The organism is Parabacteroides sp. AF21-43, from assembly GCF_003635435.1.
Lineage (GTDB): Bacteria > Bacteroidota > Bacteroidia > Bacteroidales > Tannerellaceae > Parabacteroides > Parabacteroides distasonis.
Genome location: NZ_QTMG01000017.1, coordinates 79,962 through 100,182 on the forward strand (window position 1 = coordinate 79,962; position 20,221 = coordinate 100,182).

15 protein-coding genes and 1 tRNA gene are annotated in these 20,221 nt (G+C 42.2%); 11 read left to right on the forward strand and 5 right to left on the reverse strand.

Annotation, left to right across the window (positions count from 1 at the left end; all coding sequences use genetic code 11):
- Positions 1-30 precede the first annotated feature (30 nt).
- Together DWX84_RS12925 and DWX84_RS12930 are read left to right on the forward strand one after the other, a co-directional pair.
- Complete coding sequence (locus DWX84_RS12925) at positions 31-2,766, forward strand: substrate-binding domain-containing protein (protein WP_121960866.1); 2,736 nt, start codon at positions 31-33, stop codon at positions 2,764-2,766.
- A gap of 175 nt (positions 2,767-2,941) precedes the next feature.
- A complete protein-coding gene (locus tag DWX84_RS12930; RefSeq protein WP_008771815.1) occupies positions 2,942-3,820 on the forward strand; it encodes a carbohydrate kinase in 879 nt (292 codons plus the stop codon).
- A gap of 292 nt (positions 3,821-4,112) precedes the next feature.
- Here the strand turns inward: DWX84_RS12930 and DWX84_RS12935 are convergent, their stop codons facing one another.
- On the reverse strand, positions 4,113-4,601 hold the full coding sequence (locus DWX84_RS12935) for an SPOR domain-containing protein (RefSeq protein ID WP_005856008.1): 489 nt from the start codon (positions 4,599-4,601) through the stop codon (positions 4,113-4,115).
- 85 nt (positions 4,602-4,686) lie between these two features.
- On the opposite strand from DWX84_RS12935, the gene DWX84_RS12940 reads away from it, so the two are divergent.
- On the forward strand, positions 4,687-6,798 hold the full coding sequence (locus DWX84_RS12940; protein ID WP_199703911.1) for a S9 family peptidase: 2,112 nt from the start codon (positions 4,687-4,689) through the stop codon (positions 6,796-6,798).
- A 68-nt stretch (positions 6,799-6,866) separates the two neighbouring features.
- Here the strand turns inward: DWX84_RS12940 and DWX84_RS12945 are convergent, their stop codons facing one another.
- Positions 6,867-7,925, reverse strand: a complete 1,059-nt coding sequence (locus DWX84_RS12945) for a class I fructose-bisphosphate aldolase (RefSeq protein ID WP_008771817.1) — start codon at positions 7,923-7,925, stop codon at positions 6,867-6,869.
- Between the two features lie 155 nt (positions 7,926-8,080).
- On the opposite strand from DWX84_RS12945, the gene DWX84_RS12950 reads away from it, so the two are divergent.
- Both DWX84_RS12950 and DWX84_RS12955 read left to right on the forward strand, forming a co-directional pair.
- Positions 8,081-8,632, forward strand: coding sequence for an NADH peroxidase (locus tag DWX84_RS12950; protein WP_005856013.1), 552 nt, complete (start codon positions 8,081-8,083; stop codon positions 8,630-8,632).
- A gap of 138 nt (positions 8,633-8,770) precedes the next feature.
- Positions 8,771-8,857, forward strand: a tRNA-Ser gene (locus DWX84_RS12955).
- Between the two features lie 8 nt (positions 8,858-8,865).
- Here the strand turns inward: DWX84_RS12955 and DWX84_RS12960 are convergent.
- Positions 8,866-9,387, reverse strand: coding sequence for a GNAT family N-acetyltransferase (locus DWX84_RS12960; protein WP_005868101.1), 522 nt, complete (start codon positions 9,385-9,387; stop codon positions 8,866-8,868).
- Positions 9,388-9,428: 41 nt separating this feature from the next.
- The gene (locus DWX84_RS12965) at positions 9,429-11,627 is read right to left on the reverse strand and encodes a tetratricopeptide repeat protein (RefSeq protein WP_121960864.1); all 2,199 of its coding nucleotides are present in this window, start codon (positions 11,625-11,627) and stop codon (positions 9,429-9,431) included.
- A gap of 86 nt (positions 11,628-11,713) precedes the next feature.
- Between DWX84_RS12965 and lepA the strand changes: the two genes are divergently transcribed.
- Positions 11,714-13,501 carry a translation elongation factor 4 gene (gene lepA / locus DWX84_RS12970; RefSeq protein WP_005856098.1) on the forward strand — a complete coding sequence of 596 codons (1,788 nt, stop codon included), beginning with the start codon at positions 11,714-11,716 and terminating at the stop codon, positions 13,499-13,501.
- Between the two features lie 96 nt (positions 13,502-13,597).
- On the opposite strand, the gene DWX84_RS12975 is transcribed toward lepA, so the two are convergent.
- Positions 13,598-14,437, reverse strand: coding sequence for a S1 RNA-binding domain-containing protein (locus tag DWX84_RS12975; RefSeq protein WP_121960863.1), 840 nt, complete (start codon positions 14,435-14,437; stop codon positions 13,598-13,600).
- A 195-nt stretch (positions 14,438-14,632) separates the two neighbouring features.
- On the opposite strand from DWX84_RS12975, the gene DWX84_RS12980 reads away from it, so the two are divergent.
- Genes DWX84_RS12980 through pseC form a run of 5 tightly spaced genes read left to right on the forward strand, consistent with a single transcriptional unit; the run spans position 14,633 to position 20,209 of the window.
- Positions 14,633-15,445: a polysaccharide biosynthesis/export family protein gene (locus DWX84_RS12980; protein ID WP_008778266.1), complete on the forward strand. Its 813-nt coding sequence runs from the start codon at positions 14,633-14,635 to the stop codon at positions 15,443-15,445.
- A gap of 10 nt (positions 15,446-15,455) precedes the next feature.
- Complete coding sequence (locus tag DWX84_RS12985) at positions 15,456-17,078, forward strand: GNVR domain-containing protein (protein ID WP_121960862.1); 1,623 nt, start codon at positions 15,456-15,458, stop codon at positions 17,076-17,078.
- On the forward strand, positions 17,078-18,007 hold the full coding sequence (locus tag DWX84_RS12990; RefSeq protein ID WP_005856106.1) for a hypothetical protein: 930 nt from the start codon (positions 17,078-17,080) through the stop codon (positions 18,005-18,007). Before DWX84_RS12985 ends, DWX84_RS12990 begins: the two co-directional genes overlap by 1 nt.
- A gap of 22 nt (positions 18,008-18,029) precedes the next feature.
- Complete coding sequence (gene pseB, locus DWX84_RS12995; protein ID WP_005868112.1) at positions 18,030-19,052, forward strand: UDP-N-acetylglucosamine 4,6-dehydratase (inverting); 1,023 nt, start codon at positions 18,030-18,032, stop codon at positions 19,050-19,052.
- Entirely contained in the window at positions 19,049-20,209 is a 1,161-nt protein-coding gene (gene pseC, locus DWX84_RS13000) for a UDP-4-amino-4,6-dideoxy-N-acetyl-beta-L-altrosamine transaminase (protein WP_121960861.1), read from the forward strand. Before pseB ends, pseC begins: the two co-directional genes overlap by 4 nt.
- The last annotated feature ends 12 nt before the right edge of the window (positions 20,210-20,221 follow it).

The following is a 20,221-nucleotide window of genomic DNA, read 5'->3' on the forward strand; positions in this document are numbered from 1 at the left end:
TAGAATAAACGATCGAATTAAATATACCACATGAAAGGAAACCCGCTTTATATCCTGCTTTGGCTATCCCTTATTCTTTGCTTTGCCTGTTCGCCCGGTAAAAAAGAAAAGAAATATGTCATCGGTGTATCTCAATGCTCGATGACGGATATTTGGCGTCAATCCATGATACGTGATATGGAAGTAGAGGCTTTAAATCATCCGGAGATCGAGCTGGTCGTAATGGATGCTAGTCAGGATAATGATACTCAGATCAGCCAGATAAAAGGTTTTATCAAGAAAAAGGTGGATTTGCTGATTATATCGTCGAATGAGACCGAGCCTGTTACGCCTGTCGCTGTTGAGGCGTACAGGGCTGGTATTCCCACTATCATATTGGACCGGAAAATTAATAGCGATGAATATACGACGTATATTGGAGCGGATAATTACGAGATCGGTCGCTCGATCGGAATGTACGTCAGCTCCTTGATCAAGAAGGAGACAACGATTTTAGAGATATGGGGGCGGAGAGGCTCTTCCTCCGCTACAGAAAGACATCAAGGTTTTGTCGATGCGATGTCTATTGATCCGAATGTGAAGATCCGGGAGTTGGATGGGTATTGGTACAGGAAGAATGCCTATGAGGAAGTCTTGAAGCTGGATTCCATAGAGGATGTCGATATCGTTTTCGCTCATAATGATATGATGGCCTTAGGGGCCCGTGAGGCGATTGAGGAGCGAGATTCGTCGCTGGTGGGGCACGTGGAATTTATAGGCGTGGATGGACTCTTGGGAGGAGGCTTGGGCGTGGAGGCGGTTGCGCAGGGTAAGTTGGATGCCTCTTTTTATTATCCGACAGGTGGTGGGGTGGCTATTAAGGTAGCTTGGCAGATCTTAAGCGGACAAGCTTATACGAAAAAGTATGCGTTAAGCACCGCTATGATCGATAAGACCAACGCCGGTACCCTTTATTTACAATCAGACCGGTTGGCAGAATATCAACGCCAGATCGAGAAACAGCGTGCGAATTTGTCGCAATTGCTCTCGAAATATAACTTTCTTTATAGTTCCTTGATTATTATCTTGATATTGGCGCTTTTATTGGGTGGTTCTGCTATTTACATGGTTTATATTAATCGTAAAGTGCGCCAGAATAATCTTTTGTTGAATGAGAGAAATCGTTTGGTACAACAACAGAAAGAGGAACTCTCGGTAGCAAACCAGCGCATCGAGCAAGTCACGACACAGAAATTGCAGTTCTTTACGAATGTATCTCACGAGATAAAGACTCCTTTAACCTTGATTCTCGGGCCTCTGAACAAGATGGCGCAAGATGCCCCGGCAGGCGCTTTCGCGGATGATATCCGCATCGTTAAGAAGAATGCGGAACGCTTGAAACGTGTGATCGACCAATTGCTGGATTTCCGGAAGATAGAGAATAATAAGATGGGATTGCGGGTTATTAAGATGGATTTGGTCTTTTTAATCCAAGAGGTGAAATCTTATTTTAATAATCTGGCCCAGAGTAAGCGAATTGATTATACCTTCCTGCATGAAATGGATTCTCTTTTTGTTTGGGTGGATACGGACAAGATGGAGAAGATATTAACGAACTTGCTCTCGAACGCCTTTAAGTTTACCCCGGAGCAGGGGAAGATTACGATTCGTTTGCGGGAGGAGGAGACGGAGGTTGTCTTATCGGTGGAAGATAATGGAGAGGGTATTCCCCCGGAAAACCTAGCCTCCGTATTCGAGCGCTTTTTTACAAGCGGGCAAAGCTATGCTCCGGGAACGGGTATCGGACTGCATTTGACACGGGAATTTGTCCTTATGCATAAAGGCTCGATCCACGTGGAAAGCGAGCAAGGCGAACGGACAGTGTTTACCGTTCAGATCCCGAAAGGTAAATCTCATTTTGATGAATCTTGTGTCTTTCTGTCGAATGCGACGGAATCGTCCTCTGGTGTAGCGCATTTGGATATATCCCAAGTTCAAGAAACGTTGAATAAGAAATATGATTATACGATCTTGATCGTTGAGGATGATTGGGATATTCGCGCTTATTTACAGCATGAGTTGTCCGGGAATTTTAATGTACTTGTAGCGGAGAATGGTGCCAAGGCCTTGGATATTCTATTGAAGGAAAATGTATCACTGGTCGTCAGTGACGTGATGATGCCGGAGATGAATGGCTTCGAGCTTTGCCGCCGGGTTAAGTCGGATATGGCCCTCAGTCATATCCCGGTAATCTTGCTTACGGCTCTTTCGGATGACAGTCAACGCTTGTATGGATTTGAGGGGGGAGCGGATGAGTATATCCAGAAACCGTTCAATATCGAGATCGTGAAATTACGTATCATTAAGTTGTTGGAAGAACGTAATCGTTTGCGGGAGGTTTTCTTGAAAGAGTCTCAATCGCCTGCGGGACTTTCCATCGAGACAAAAGGGAAGGTGGAGAGTCTGGATGATTTGTTTATGCGTAAGTTTATCGCTTTAATAGAGGAGAATTATAGCGATCCCGATTTCAGTATAGAGAAAGGCAGTGAGAAACTGGGCCTGTCTCGTGTGCATTTATATCGAAAGGTGAAGGAGTTGTCCGGGATTACCCCTACGGACTTTTTGCGTAACTATCGTTTGAAAAAGGCATCCGCCCTATTGAAGCAGCGATCCGGAACGATTAGCGAGGTTGCTTATGCCACGGGATTCGGCTCGCCGGCCTATTTCTCCAAATGCTTTAAGGCGGTTTATAATATAACGCCAACCGAGTTTATAGAGTCTTTGTAAGGATGCTGCTAGTACAGATGTTACATGCGGGTAACGTCTGTTATTGTCCCTTGGAAATAAATCTTTTATGTAACTTGTGTGATTTATCTTGTAGCTATAGTTATCGTTGTATTTATAACGATGATATACTTTTGCGGTGTCGATAAGTACGAAAGTTGTTTTTAATAGAAAGACCATGGAACAGGTGACTGAATCAAGACGTAAACCAATTGTCGTTGGGATTGGAGAATTATTATGGGATATGCTTCCTTCCGGGAAAAAGGCTGGGGGTGCCCCGATTAATTTTGTCTATCATGCGTCTTGCCTAGGTGCTGAGGGATATGCTATCAGCGCTGTCGGAGATGATGAGTTGGGTAAAGAGATCGTTGATGAGTTGGATAAGAATCATATCCAGCATTTGATCGAGAAAGTGCCTTACCCGACGGGAACCGTTCAGGTAGAGTTACGAGAAGGTATCCCTACTTATACGATTCATGAGCGAGTGGCTTGGGATCATATATCGCCTACATCCGATGCGATTGATTTGGCGGAGAAAGCGGACGCTATTTGTTTCGGTACATTAGCCCAGCGTTCCCGTCAGTCCCGGGAGACAATACAAGCGATCTCGTCGTTTGCGCCGAAAGACGCTTATCGTTTGCTGGATATCAATCTTCGCCAGCGATACTATGATAAGGAGTTGATCGAGGAGTCTTTGTACTTAGCGAATGTGCTGAAGGTAAATGATGAGGAGTTCGATGTACTTCGGGATTTGTTCGGTTTAGAGGGAACCGAGAGGGATATCGCTTTATGGTTTATTGAGAAGTATGACCTTCGGATATTTGCCTTGACTGCGGGGAGTTCCCATAGTACTATTTATACGAGGGAGGAGACTTCTACTTTGCCAACGCCGGAGGTCACGGTGGCGGATACGGTCGGGGCGGGGGATGCTTTTTCGGGGGCTCTAATCATCTCGCTCTTAAAGGGGAAGTCCTTAAGCGAGGCCCATCATTTCGCTGTAAAGACAGCGGCTTTCGTTTGTACGAAAGAAGGTGCGTGGCCTGTTTATGAAGAGTAATTCGTTTATATCATATGTGTTTAGATGTTTTGAGTTTATACAATTTCGAATAGGTATTACGTTTTTAAGGTAAAAAGGTTGTTAGGATATAAGAAGAGAAAGGCAAAAAGAAAAAGATGGTTTTTGTTTTAGGTTAAGTTAGATTAGATTGGTGAAAAGTGGCTCGGCTGTTGAAGTCGGGCTATTTTTATGTCCTTATGTTTCCTTCAAATAGAATGGTCTCGATAACCTGCAAGATTCTTCTTACAGGCTAACGAGACCTTCCGCTTTTATCTTTTCTGATAGCTTACAATTAATAAGCTCTCTCCAATAACCAAGCGTCTTGGAAGTTAGGAGCGTATTTCGCCTTGATGGCATCACGGCTATCGGCGGCGTCCGCTTTATTGTCGAAACTAGCGACGATCACACGCAACATACCTTGCTCGTTCTCGCCCAACACTGCGTTATAGCCATCATTCTGCATACGTTCTTTTAATGCGTAAGCGTTTGTCTTATTCTTGAAACTACCGACAACAACGCTATAACGTTTCAGACGGCTAGCGTCCTCGCCTTGAGCGGCGTTGATTTTTTCCGTACGAGTGGTAGCCGTAGAGGTTCTGGGTTTTGAGACAGGAGCGACCTCAACAACTTCTTCCTCTTGTTCTACAACCTCAACAGGAGCCGTCGACTCTTTTTCTTTGGCCTGTTCGTAAGCAGCCTTGTACGCGCTCTGTTTAGGTTTACATGAGCCGAGTGCTAATACCATACATACAGCGGCTCCAAATAACCAAATCTTATTCATACTGTTCAGTTCTTATAATTAGTAACGCGAAGATATAAATTATATTTAGTACTTTCGCACTCAAATTGTAATATATTATAACGGCATGAATAAATCTATCGGAACAATGATTATGGCAACATCTCTACTGTTAGGTGCTTGCAATCCGGCTACGGATGTGAACGTGAAGGAGACCGGTGATAAGAACCTTATCGGGAAGTCGGACATCCGGATCAAAGACGGTCGCATGACCCCGGAAGCTTTGTGGGCCATGGGACGTATCGGCGGTATGAACGTATCTCCGGACGGGAAAAAAGTGGTGTATACGGTGGCGTATTATAGCGTACCGGAAAACAAGAGCAACCGTGAGGTCTTCGTGATGAACGCTGACGGATCGGATAATAAGCAAATCACGAAAACCGGATTCGCTGAGAACGAGGCCGTATGGATCAAAGGAGGAACCAAGATCGCTTTCTTATGTAACGAGAGTGGTAGCAGCCAGCTTTGGGAAATGAATCCGGATGGGACGGACCGTAAGCGACTTTCCGATTATGGTAAGGATATCGAGGGTTTCGCTTTCTCTCCCGATGAGAAAAAGGTCTTGTTTATCTCGCAAGTGAAAACCGTGAATAGTACCGCTGATAAATATCCGGATTTGGATAAGGCGACAGGTGTTATCATTACGGATTTAATGTACAAGCATTGGGATGAGTGGGTGACTACCGCTCCGCATCCTTTTGTCGCCGATTTCGATGGCAAATCGATCAGCAATCCTGTGGATGTAATGGAGGGCGAGTTGTTTGAGAGCCCGATGAAGCCGTTTGGCGGTATCGAGCAATTGGCTTGGAACACTACCTCGGACAAGATTGCCTATACCAGCCGCAAAAAGACGGGTAAAGAATATGCGATCTCTACGAATTCGGATATTTATGTATATGATCTGAATACGAAGCAAACGACCAATATAACGGAAGAGAACAAGGGATATGATACGAATCCCACCTATTCTCCGGACGGAAAGAGTATCGCTTGGCTAAGTATGGAACGTGATGGTTACGAGGCGGATCAAAATCGCTTGATGGTAATGAATCTGGAGACGGGTGAGAAAACATTCGTAAGCAAGGATTTTGACTCCAACGTGGATTCTTATTGCTGGAGCGCTGATTGCAAGCGTATCTATTTCACGGGCGTTTGGCATGGCGAGTCGCAGGTTTATCAGATAGACTTGGCGAATGGCAATAAGATTACCCTGCTGACCGAAGGTATGTACGATTACGCCTCTGTCGCTCTTCTGGGCGATAAGCTGATCGCTCAACGTCATTCCATGAGCATGGGAGACGAGATCTATTCGATCGATTTGACAGGGGATCATACGGTAACTCAACTTACGTTTGAAAACAAACATATTTACGACCAGCTTACGATGGGTAAGGTAGAGGAACGTTGGATGAAGACGACGGATGGCAAGCAGATGCTAACGTGGGTTATCTATCCGCCTCAGTTCGATCCGAATAAGAAGTATCCTACCTTGTTGTTCTGTGAGGGTGGCCCGCAAAGCCCTGTGAGCCAGTTCTGGTCTTACCGTTGGAATTTCCAGATCATGGCGGCTAATGACTATATTATCGTGGCACCGAACCGTCGGGGTCTTCCCGGATTTGGCTTGGAATGGAATGAGGCTGTCAGCGGCGATTATGGCGGACAATGCATGAAAGACTATTTCACCGCTATTGACGAGGTAGCCAAGGAACCGTATGTAAATAAGGATCGCTTGGGTTGTGTAGGCGCCAGCTTCGGTGGATTCTCCGTATATTGGTTGGCAGGTCATCATGATAAACGTTTCAAGGCGTTTATCGCCCACGATGGTATCTTTAATATGGAAATGCAGTATCTGGAAACGGAAGAGATGTGGTTCGCCAATTGGGATATGGGTGGAGCGTACTGGGAAAAGCAAAACGCTACGGCTCAGCGTACATTCGCGAACTCCCCGCATAAGTTCGTGGACAAATGGGATACGCCTATCCTTTGTATCCATGGAGAGAAGGATTACCGGATCTTGGCTAATCAAGGAATGGCAGCGTTTAACGCCGCGGTTCTTCGGGGGGTACCGGCCGAGTTGCTGATTTATCCGGATGAGAACCATTGGGTATTGAAGCCCCAGAATGGCGTTCTATGGCAACGCACATTCTTTGAGTGGTTGGATATGTGGTTGAAGAAATAAAATTTGAAGGCCGTCCCCAAAGTATATAGCTTTGATGGACGGCCTTCTTTTCTCAACGCAATAACAAACTAAGCGATAGTAATATCCTTATCCAAATAAATATCTTGAATTGAATGAAGTAACTCCACGCCGTCTTTCATCGGACGTTGGAACGCCTTTCTTCCGCTAATCAGCCCCATGCCACCCGCACGTTTGTTTATGACAGCGGTGACGACAGCGTCTTTAAGATCTGAGGCGCCATGAGATTCCCCACCGGAGTTGATAAGCCCGACACGTCCCATATAATTATTAGCAACTTGGTAACGGCAGAGGTCGATCGGATGTTCTGTCGTTAACTCTGTGTACATCTTTTGATCGATCTTCCCGAAATTGATAGCGGTGAAACCTCCGTTGTTCTCCGGTAGCTTCTGCTTGATGATATCGGCCTTGATCGTGACGCCAAGGTGATTAGCCTGTCCGGTCAAATCGGCTGCCGCGGAATAGTCGATGCCATCCTTTTTAAAAGAGCTGTTTCGTAAATAGCACCATAATACGGTCGCCATACCTAGTTCATGGGCATACTCGAATGCGTCGGCAATCTCGACTAGCTGACGTCGGCTTTGCTCTGATCCGAAATAGATCGTGGCCCCTACAGCTACGGCGCCCATATTCCATGCTTCCTTCACCGTGCCGAATAAGATTTGATTGTAAGAATTCGGATAAGTAAGAAGCTCATTATGATTTAGTTTTACCAAGAATGGAATCTTATGGGCATATTTTCGTGCGACTGACCCTAGTATGCCGAACGTAGAAGCGACTGCGTTGCAACCACCCTCGATCGCTAATTTTACGATATTCTCCGGATCGAAATAAATGGGGTTTGGAGCGAAGGAAGACCCTGCGGTATGCTCGATATCTTGATCTACCGGGAGGATAGAAACATATCCGGTGTTAGCTAATCTTCCGTGCCCCAACAAGGTTTGCAGACTATTGAGAGTCTGTATGTTTCTATCTGAATTGACCCACACATCGTCCACGCAAGTGGGTGATGGAAGATGAAGCAGCGATTTATCAATAGTCTTACATACGTGATTTAAATAATAATCACTTTTGTCTCCTAATAAACTAATAATCTTAGATGTATCCATATAAATAAATATTTACTTAGTAAACAATCACTGTCAAAAATAAGTTCCATAGTTTTTATCGATTAACACATAGAATTAATCTATCGATGAATTATGGTAGTATCGGATAGTTTAGTTAATTTTGTGCCATACAACCAATAAAAATTTTGCGATATATGAAAAAGAAATGGATTTGCACAGTATGTGGTTATGTACACGAAGGTGATGAGGCTCCTGAGTTCTGCCCTCAATGTAAACAACCGAAAAGCAAATTTAAGGAATTAGTAGAGACAGAAGGTGCGTTGCAGTTCGTTGACGAACATGTACTAGGTGTTGCTAAAGGTGTAGACCCAGTGATTTTGGAAGGTCTGAACGCTCACTTTATGGGAGAATGTACCGAAGTTGGTATGTATTTGGCCATGAGCCGTCAAGCAGACCGTGAGGGTTATCCTGAGGTAGCTGAGGCATTCAAGCGTTACGCTTGGGAAGAGGCTGAGCACGCTGCTAAGTTTGCGGAGCTTCTTGGTGACGTTGTTTGGGATACGAAGACTAACTTGAAAAAGCGTATGGAAGCTGAGGCTGGCGCATGCGAGGACAAGAAACGTATCGCTACATTGGCTAAACAACAGAATTTGGATGCGATCCATGATACCGTACATGAGATGTGCAAAGACGAGGCACGTCATGGCAAAGGATTTGAAGGTTTATATAATCGTTATTTCAAGTAATTTAGAGGTATTAGTTATATGTTTTAAAGAGGGGCGTTCTGTGAAGAATGCCCTTTTTTGTATTTGATAAAGTAATTTTAGCCTTTCAAGAGAATAACGATACTATATTTTATGTACTTTTGTACACGTCAACCACAAGGAAAGATGCCGGAGTGGTCGAACGGGCCGCACTCGAAATGCGGTGAGCGGGTAACCGCTCCCTGGGTTCGAATCCCAGTCTTTCCGCTTGATAACTATAACTTATTCACGCAGAATACTAAATGAAGCATATCGATATTGCGATAATGTTTTATGAAATTTGCGATTTCCCTCATATCGTTTCTTAGTGCTACTTTTTGAGAGGGGATATTTGTGTCCCGTATGATGGAGTATACTTTGTCGAAGTTAAGGATATTGAAGGCGTATTCCTTACAAGCTATGGCGGCTTCGGTAGCATAACCTTTATGCCAGTATTCCGCCCTAAGCAAATAACCGATCTCCGGAACCTGTTGACCATTGAATTCTTGATAGGTGAGACCACATTGACCGATAAGCTCTCCGCTGTCTTTCTCTATCATCCCCCATAAACCAAAACCATCGTTTTGATACCTCCTTAATTGCTTATCAAGCCATTCTTGTACCTCTTTTTTACTGAACGCTCCCTCGTAAGCGTACATTACAATCGGATCTTGTAAAAGCTTACAGATATTATTAAAATCATCTTGTTTTAATTCCCTTAATAGGAGTCGCTTTGTCTCTAATATCATCTCTTTCATACGATATTTCTTTTTGTCTTCTCAAATTGTTGGATGACTAGTTAGAATATATCGCTCAAGGAATACCGGAGTTGATCCATCATCAACGGCACTTCCGCCTCCTCGATTCCCGCTACAAGAAGATCGGGAATATCTTGATTGAACTGCTCTTGGAACTTCGAGAAATCACCGGACTCTTTCTCCACGGCTTTTTTATAAAAAGCAAGCGCTCCCTTGATATTCTGTAATGCCCATTCCGTATGTCCCGCATTCAAGAAATCTTGGGTGTTGGGTTGATTATCCATGATCTTTTTGTAATAATTACGGGCCTGATCGTATTTACCGGTCAAGAAAGAACACCAAGCTATTGGACGCCAAGCCTTCGTACTTTTATTGTCCAGATAATCTACCTTGAAATAATATTTCAGCGCCTCATTATAATTCTTGAGTTCAAGATGGCAGTGGCCGATACATATTTGGATCGATAAATCATCCGGATTGAAAGCCTCGTAACGATGATAGTATTTCAACGCTTCTTCCGGTTGCTTTAAGGTACGGTAACAACCGGCGATCCGGCGAATAACCCATTTACTGTCTGGATTGATAAGATCCGCATGTAAATAAGCCTCCAAGGCGCCTTGTATATCGCCATTCATTTGTTTGCAGTAACCGATTTTCTGGAATAAGATATCACTTTCTTGATTTGCGTCGGATAAGCGATTGTAGATCGTGAGTGCGTCAAGGAAGTAATTCTTCCGGAGATAATACTCCGCTATAGTTGTCAAACTTTCCTCATCACTGACGTAAGGCTGCAAAATTGGCAGGTTATGAAAGTCTAGCGCAGATGTAAATATGTCATCAAAATCCAGATGTCCCGGATAAAGTTTGAAGAAACGATACAAGTCCTGTATGTACTGTCCGGATATGATTTCCAGTTTTCCCCGTTTACTGATTAATTCCTCCTTTGTTTGCTGAATCATCTCGGAGGCTTGACTACCAAACTGTCCCATCATCATTTGACGGGCTTGATCCGGCAATTGCATCATACTGAAATATAAGGAATATTTATCGGAATTACACATGAATGCCGCAAGAGTCATGGAATCTAGCATATCCTTTTCCGTTTGATTCTTGCTCAACTGATTGCCAAAAGCGGAATGCTCGGTCGTGAATGGCATGAACCAGTTACCCAGTTCCCGGAAAAAGGGGAAATGCTTTAGATGCACGAAAGTAGAGTGCATTACGTCCGCGCCTTCTTGTTGCAGTTCGCTGAACTCCTCCATTTTCTTCCCTAAGGAACTGTTCGATAACATATTCTGCCACTCCGGATTCATCTCGTTTCCGAGAAGTTCCGGATTGATATCCTTTAAGTTTATCTTTTGACTGATTTTAGGGCCTAGCTTGATCATCTCCGGAATGATCTCGTCTTGTAGCTTACGGGTGATCTTCTCTGTCTCACGGGCTAGGATAAAACGAAGGGTAATCGTGCGGATCGCTTTCGTGAAATTAGGAAATCCCTCGGATAAAGCCGCTAGTCGATCCGCTATCTGCGGATATAACGCCGTACGTTTCCTATAGGTATAGAGCGTCAAGAGAATCCCGATCAACGCGCGGTAACGAATCTCATCTTCTTGGAGATTGGCCGCATCGAATAATAATAGCAGTTTCTCCTTATCGAAAGCGGCTTGCAATCCCAACATTAATGCCGATACGATTTGGCTACCGATGATAAAAGGCAACTCTTGGTCATTCAATAGGTTCCTGATGGAGGCTATTTCTTCCTTATTGAGAGGATTCGAGGTCCAGATCTTATTGAATAATAGGATCGTGGCGGATTCGATTTGCTGCTGCTCCGTGATGGTTCCGGTCGGAGTCTCTATCTTCACCAGAGAGGCGTTTCTCAAGACCTTGTGGAGCTGGTCATAGTTGGTAAGCTCCTTTTGCATCATTCGCCTACGGCTATAATAGGAGAGAGGCGAATCTACCGATAAGGCCTTGTGCTTCACTATATCCGCGAACTCATAGCTGGATGCGATCAAGTTGTTGTATATCTGGTCTTGCATCGGATCTTTAGCCCCCTCGATCCGGTATCGCAACATATATTTATAAGTATCTTGTAGCTCGTTCAACCTGTCTTGGAATGAGTACTCACGTATTCCCGCTATTAGACTTTGGAGAAAATCGAACGCGTTCTTTAGCTCCTTTTCGTCTAATGAACCGATAATTCGGTTGTATGCTTTATTTATTTCTTGTATTGTCATATACTATTAACAACAAATGGTATGCCAAAAGTATAGTATTTAGGCTAAATTTCCTATCTTCGCGTACCTAAAAATAAATTTAGCAGATGAAGAATATCCGCAATTTCTGTATTATTGCTCATATTGACCATGGGAAAAGTACCTTGGCAGACCGTTTGCTTGAGTATACCAAGACAGTAGAAGGTAAAGACATGCAAGCTCAAGTCCTTGACGACATGGATTTAGAGCGTGAGCGTGGTATTACGATCAAGAGCCATGCGATCCAGATGAAGTATAATTATAAGGGTGAAGAATATATACTGAACCTGATCGATACTCCGGGGCACGTGGACTTCTCGTATGAGGTTTCCCGTTCTATCGCCGCCTGCGAGGGTGCGTTGCTGATCGTGGATGCGGCCCAAGGTATTCAGGCGCAAACCATCTCTAACCTGTATATGGCGATAGAGAATGACTTAGAGATTATTCCGGTGATGAACAAGATCGACCTGCCTAGCGCCATGCCGGAGGAGGTAGAGGACCAGATCGTGGAACTGTTGGGCTGCCCTCGTGAGGATATCTTACGGGCGAGCGGAAAGACAGGTGAGGGAGTGACTGAGATCTTGAATACGATCGTGGAGAAGGTCCCGGCCCCGAAAGGTGATCCGGAGGCCCCGTTGCAGTGTCTGATTTTTGACTCCGTTTTTAATCCGTTCCGTGGTATTATCGCTTACTTCAAGGTGGTAAACGGCGTGATCCGTAAAGGTGACCATGTGAAGTTTATCGCTACAGGAAAAGAGTATGACGCCGACGAGGTAGGTATATTGAAATTAGATATGTGCCCCCGTGAGGAGATCCGGACGGGAGACGTAGGATATATCATTTCCGGTATCAAGACGTCCCGGGAGGTGCGTGTCGGTGATACGATCACTCATGTGTCTCGCCCGGCTAAAGACGCGATCGCCGGTTTTGAGGAGGTGAAGCCGATGGTCTTCGCCGGTGTCTATCCAATTGATAGCGAGGATTTCGAGAACCTTCGTGCGTCATTGGAGAAATTGCAGTTGAACGACGCTTCCTTGACTTTCCAGCCGGAGAGTTCCGCCGCGTTGGGTTTTGGGTTCCGTTGCGGTTTCTTGGGCTTGTTGCATATGGAGATTGTTCAGGAGCGTTTGGATCGTGAGTTCAATATGGATGTGATAACTACTGTACCGAACGTTTCTTATATCGTGCATACAAAGAAAGGGGAGGAGATCGAGGTACATAATCCGGGAGGCTTGCCGGACCCGACTTTGATTGATCATATCGACGAGCCGTTTATCCGTGCTTCCGTGATCACGAACACTACCTATATCGGCCCGATCATGACACTCTGTCTGGGTAAGCGTGGCGTCCTGCTTAAGCAAGAATATATTTCAGGTGATCGTGTCGAGATTCATTATGACTTGCCGTTGGGCGAGATCGTAATCGACTTTTATGATAAGTTGAAGAGTATTTCAAAAGGGTACGCTTCTTTCGATTACCATTTACATGATTTCCGTCCCAGTAAGTTGGCTAAATTAGATATCCTGTTGAACGGTGAGCCGGTAGACGCTTTGTCTACATTGACGCACGTGGATAATAGCGTTACTTTCGGACGTCGTATGTGCGAGAAACTGAAAGAGTTGATCCCCCGCCAGCAATTCGATATCGCTATCCAAGCGGCGATAGGCGCTAAGATTATCGCTCGTGAGACAATTAAGGCTGTCCGTAAAGACGTGACGGCGAAATGTTATGGAGGCGATATCTCCCGTAAGCGTAAATTGCTGGAAAAACAGAAAGAGGGAAAGAAACGAATGAAGCAGATCGGTACGGTAGAAGTTCCGCAAAAAGCGTTCTTGGCCGTATTGAAGCTGGATTAGAAAGTCAATGGAATCCGTTCGCTAACTCAATGGATTTATAAAGAAAAGTCAATGGATTCTGTAACGGATTCCATTGACTTTTTTTATATAAATGGGTCACTTCTCGTTCACGAGCCGTATCCCGCCATCTTCCAGCGTGATAAGATGTTGCTTATAGAGTGCCCCGATCGCTTGTTTGAAAGCTTTCTTGCTACAGCGGAATAAGGAATAGATCACGTCCGGATCGCTCTTGTCGTGTACCGGGATGTATCCCCCTTGTGTTTTCATCGCTTCCAGAATGACGCCGGCGATCCCCTCTACCTTTTGGTAGCCTTGCGGCGTTAGGCTTACGTCTATCTTATCATCCTCACGTACCTCTTTTATATAGCCTTTCAGATGCTCACCTTTCTCAAGACGCTGGAATACCTCATTATAATAGATCAATCCCCAATGCTGGTTATTGATGATCACCTTATAGCCAAGATCCGTCTCATCGGCTACCAATAACTGAACCTCTTGATTCTGCTCGTAATCGATAGGGGTATTGTTCAAGAACTTCTCGATACGTGCGGATGCCATGATACGTCCTGTCACATGATCCAACCGGACGTAGACTAAGTACCATTTTCCCTCTCTCATCGGCATTTTCTGCTCCTTGAAAGGAACGAGCAAATCTTTCATGATACCCCATTCCAGAAATGCGCCGGCATTATTCACGTCTTTTACCTCCATGAACTGGAACTCCCCGACCGTTGCCAGAGGACGTGCGGTAGTAGCGATCAACCTCCCTTCATTATCATGATAAATAAACACCTCGACCTCATCCCCGGGTTTCACGTTTTTAGGTACGTAACGAGTCGGCAACAAGATCTCCACCCCGTTACCTCCATCCAGATAAATCCCGAAGTCAAGGTCTTTCACTATTTTCAGCGTGTTGTATTTTCCTATCTCAACCATATGTTTTTGTTTTGTCACAAACTTACGCAATAATCATGAAAAAGCGGTAAAAACAACTATAATTTTGATTTAGCATGCAGCAATATCTAGACAATTGCATCGTTATAGAAGTATCTTTGGACTTACGGGTGCTTTATGCCCTTGAGTTCAACTAAAAATTGTATATTTGCATCTTATTTGAAGAAAACAAAGATTATGAGAATTAAATTAATATCAGTAGTGATATTGTTTGTCTTGTTGCTAGGGGCTTGTTCCGCACCTAAAGACGTAGTGTATTTGCAAGGAGTAGATACTTTGACTCCAGAACAGATTAGTCAAATGAATCAAACTTATACGTCTCGTATCAGTAAAGATGATTTACTGGCGATATCTGTTACAGCTCCGGATCCGTCCGTGACGACGCCATTTAATCCCCCTGTTTTTGCGTATGCGCAGCAAGGTGACCAACCTATCGCTGCCTCTCAATCAATGTATACTTACCTTGTTGATTCGGATGGTAATATAAATTTCCCAGTATTAGGGAAGATTCATGTCGCAGGTTTATCAAAACAAGAACTGTGTGATGAGCTACAAAGTAAATTGTCAAAATACATAGAAAACCCATTGGTTAACGTGCAGATTACAAATTATAGAATTACGGTAATGGGAGAGGTAAATCGTCCCGGTACTTTTACTATAAAGAATGATCGAATCTCTATTTTAGATGCGTTTGGGTATGTTGGAGATTTGGCGATTACAGCCAATAGGAAGAATATTTTGCTGATAAGAGATAATGATGGGCAAAAAGAATTTGTTCGTATGGATATAACTGATCCTTCGCTATTTACATCTCCCTATTTTTATTTAAGGCAAAATGACGTTATTTATGTTGAGCCCAATTTGGCAAAGCAGCGTAATTCTCGATTTAGTCAAAGCAAACAGTATAATATAACTGTGTTCTCCTCGATAATTAGTGCGATTTCTGTTATTTCTTCGATGGTGATCACGATTATTAATATTAAGAAGTAATTGTTTAGCTATGGATTCAACAAATATAGGAAATGAGACTATAAGTTTAAAGTCTATTCTAATAGGGTATCTGAGGCACTGGAGATTATTTCTAGGCACTTTTGTTATATCTCTAATACCAGCTGTATTATATTTGATTTATTATCCGACAACTTACGAAGTAATGGCTCGTTTTAAAGTTCAAGATGATACTTCCATGTCCTCAGGAAATATGTCTTTGGGAGATGCGGCAGGTTTGATGAAATCTTTTGGTTTGAATGGAGGAGGTAGTGCGGGTATTGTTATTGATGATGAATTAGCGGTGTTAAAATCTCATACTTTATGGTATGAGGTTGTTTCAAAATTAGGCTTAAATGCAGAGTATGTTGAACCGTTAACTTGGAAATATAAACAGTATGTAAATACCCCTTTTCTGATGGTTGCAGATTCTAGTACATTGAAATCTCAAGAGGAAACAATAGAGTTTTATGTCCGGGAAGATCGTGAGGGAAAAATAAAGATCGAAGGGAAGACAAAAAGTCAGAAGCGGTCTTATGAGTTTTCTTCATTACCTGCGATCGTTGAATTCGGTGATAATCGGTTTGTCCTAAGTTATGGAACTAACCATAAATTGGGAGAAAGCATGAAACTTTATATAACCATGAGGCCGGCTGGTTTTGTTGGAGATGATTTTGCGCAGGATATAGAAATTGAGACTTACTCAGATAATTCAAATGTTATAGAATGTACTTTGAGGGAATATGAGAAAAAACGAGGCATTGACGTTTTAAACGCATTAATGTTTGAATATAATAATCGTGCCGATTCAATAAATAATAAAGAAGCTCGTGCTACAATACAGTTTTTGGATGAGCGAATCAATAAGGTAATATCGGATTTAGCTAATGCTGAACGATCTATAGAGATCTATAAGAAAAATAACCAAATGACTGACTTGACAGCCGATGTGCAATTTTATGTGGATCAAATGAAAGAGATCCAAACGAAAATTGTTGAGATGGAGGCTCAAGGGCATGCTATTAGATTTATGGAAGACTTCGTGCAAAATCCTGCTAATAAGTATAATTTGGTACCCGTATTGATGAATGTCCAAGAAGGAGAGAAAGGCGGTTCCATAACTACTTATAATGAGTTGTTGGTAAATCGTCAGCGAATGTTGCAAAACTCGAAAGAGGACAACCCTTTATTTACTGTGATGGATAAGCAATTAGATCAAATGCGTAAGAGTGTTGCCCTTACGATCAAGAATGCGCAAGAAAGCCTGAATTTGACATTGAAAGATCTCAAGTCTAAGGAGAAGGCTATTTTGGATAAAATGGGTAACGTTCCAACTCAAGAACGAGAATTCATGAATTATAAGCGTGATCAAGAGATTGCTCAAGGTGTTTATTTGATATTATTACAAAAACGAGAAGAGGCATTATTGAAATTAAATAAAAGTATGAATAGGGCATTGATTGTTGATGAGGCATTTGTGAAGAGTACACCCGTGGCCCCTCGTAAACTATATGCTGCTCTCGCCGTGTTTTTATTGACAATTGTGGTTCCTGTCGTATATTTATTCTGTAAAGAGCAACTTATAGAACTAAAAAGAGAATACGATAAAATAAGGAAACAAGCTGGCGTGATATAATGGATACTGATATATATATATGTTCTAAGCCATTGCAATATTTTAATGTAAGAAATATTGGATATGGAAATGCATCTTCAAAAAAGGTTCTAATTATTTTAGGACATTTTAGGGATGCGGAATTGTTCTTTCATCAAGTTAAGACATTTGATGATACATGGAATGATATATTATATTTCAAAGATTTGTTTCATTTGGATTTATATTTGTTTTTTCACCCAGTAAATACGTTGTTCGTAGAGGTAGATGCTTCTTTTGTTTATGGAATATTTTTTAAGCTATCCCGATTTAAACGAATGTATATGTTTGAAGAAGGATTCGGAAGCTACAGAAGAGATCGTTTTGATAATTCAAAAGGCTTGAAGAATATAATAAATAAGCTTACGGGTGTTGGTGACCATATTGGTTTTTCAAAGTTTCTTACGGGGCAGTTTCTTTATTTGCCGGATTTGTATAGGTCTCAGTTCCCAGGATATTCAAAATCTTTGAAATCATTCCAGAAGCCCTTTGTTAAGAGGTTAAGGGAAGAATTACCATTGTTTTTGAATTTTTCTACGGGATATGAAGAATTTTTATCTGTGAAAAATAAATCGGTTGGAATTTATTTAACTAATCATCAAATTAATGTAAACATATTGAAAGCTCTGGATAAAGAGAAAAATGATTTTGATTATGTTTATGTGAAATTGCATCCTCATATAAAAAAAACAGAGGATTTGTATCAATATGGATTAAAAATAGTACAATCAAACATAATGGTTGAGTTTTTAATTCTAATCTTGTTGGATAATGGAAATAAACTTTCTGTTTTTCATGAAAATAGTACATCAGTGATTTGGTTTCAGGATCGTATTATTAATAAAAATATGGGACAACCATTTGAAGAGTATGATATTGTAGCTTCTTATATACAATCGAAGGAGTTATAGAATAGATATAAATAGAAGTAATATGTTAAATGAAAAGTCTGTTTTAATTACTGGAGGAACAGGTTCTTTTGGTAAAAAATTCGTGGAGACAATCCTTCGTGATTATCCTCAAGTGAAAAGAATTGTTATTTATTCACGTGACGAGTTGAAACAGTTTGAGCTGAAGCAAAAATACCCTGCGTCAAAGTATCCTCAATTACGTTTCTTTATTGGAGACGTCCGGGATGGAGAACGTTTGGAACGTGCTTGCGAAGGCATAGATGTAATTATTCATGCTGCGGCTATTAAGCAAGTGGATACGGCCGAATATAATCCGGATGAATGCATAAAGACAAATGTACATGGAGCTCAAAATGTGATTAATGCAGCCTTGCGTACAAAAGTAAAGCATGTTGTGGCTTTATCTACGGATAAGGCTTGTGCTCCGATTAATTTATATGGGGCTACAAAGCTGACTTCTGATAAGTTGTTTGTTGCCGCAAATAATATTAGTGGTCCGCGGGATATCAAGTTTTCAGTGGTCCGTTATGGCAATGTTATGGGATCAAGGGGCTCTGTTATTCCTTTTTTCATTAACAAGAGAGATTCAGGTGCGGTAGAGTTACCTATTACGAATATGAAGATGACTCGTTTCAATATTTCGTTAGAAGCGGGAGTTGCTTTGGTCATGTTCGCTATCGGTCATCATTTAGGAGGTGAGATTTTTATTCCTAAGATTCCATCTTATCGAATAGTGGATGTTGCGAAGGCTATTGCGCCTAACCTTCCATTGGTGGAGGTCGGTATACGCCCCGGGGAAAAATTGCATGAGGAAATGATTACGGTCACGGATGCCATGAATACTATAGATCTAGGTCCTTATTATGCGATCTTGCCCTCTGTTGCGTTTAATCATAAATATGAAGACTATGTAAATCATCATAATGCGGTTAAGGTTCCAGAGGGATTCCATTATAGTTCTGATACGAATACGGAATGGGAGACTGTAGAGTCTATGCGGGAAAAAATAAAGAAATATGTAGATCCTAATTTTGAGATAAAATGATTACTAAACCTATTCCTTATGGACGTCAGCATATTACGGATGAGGATATTCAATGTGTAATAGATGCCTTAAAGTCGGATTATTTAACTCAAGGGCCAAAAATAAAAGAATTTGAGGAGGCTTTTGCCTCTTATGTCGGCTGTAAATATGCTATAGCAGTTAATAATGCTACGGCGGGTCTTCATTTAGCGGCTACGGCACTTGATGTGAATCTGGGTGATAAAGTGATTGTGACTCCTTTGACTTTTGCGGCTAGTGCTAATTGTATTCGCTATCGGGGAGGCGAGGTTGTCTTCTGTGATGTAGAAGAAGATACCTATTTGATGGATATAAAGAAATTAAGCCGTTTATTGTCGCAATCTCCTAAAGGCACTTATAAAGGAATTGTTTTGGTAGATTTTGCGGGTTATCCAGCCAATTTGGAGGCCTTTCGTCAATTGGCGGATGAGTACGGCTTATGGATTATAGAAGATGCTTGTCATGCGCCAGGTGGATATTTTATTGATAGTAAAGGTGAGAAGCAGCTATGTGGCAATGGGAACTTTGCGGATGTTAGTGTTTTTTCGTTTCATCCGGTAAAACATATTGCGACTGGCGAGGGGGGGATGGCTACGACAAATTGTAAGGAATTATATGAAAAACTTTGTCTATACCGTACACACGGCATTACCAAGAACCCGGCACTTTTACACGAGAACCATGGTGGCTGGTATTATGAGATGCAGGAGCTTGGATATAATTATCGAATTACTGATTTTCAGGCAGCTTTAGGGATATCTCAATTGAAAAGAGCCGATATGGGATTAGCACGGCGGCAAGAGATTGCCCGGCGATATAGGGAAGGTCTTTCCGATCTGAAGGGGGTTAAGCTTCCTTTTGTATCGGATCAGGTCTTTCATGCCTATCATTTATTTATAATCCAAGTGGAGGACAGATTAGGATTATATGATTATTTGCATAAAAGTAATATTTATGCGCAAGTTCATTATGTTCCTTTGCATCTGACCCCTTATTATAAGCAATTAGGAAATAAAGAAGGCGATCAACCTGTAATGGAGGAATACTATAAGCATTGTTTGAGTCTGCCGATGTATCCGACATTGACGGATGAAGAACAGGAATATGTAATTGTGAAGATCAAAGAATTCCTTTCTTAAAAAGAAATTGTA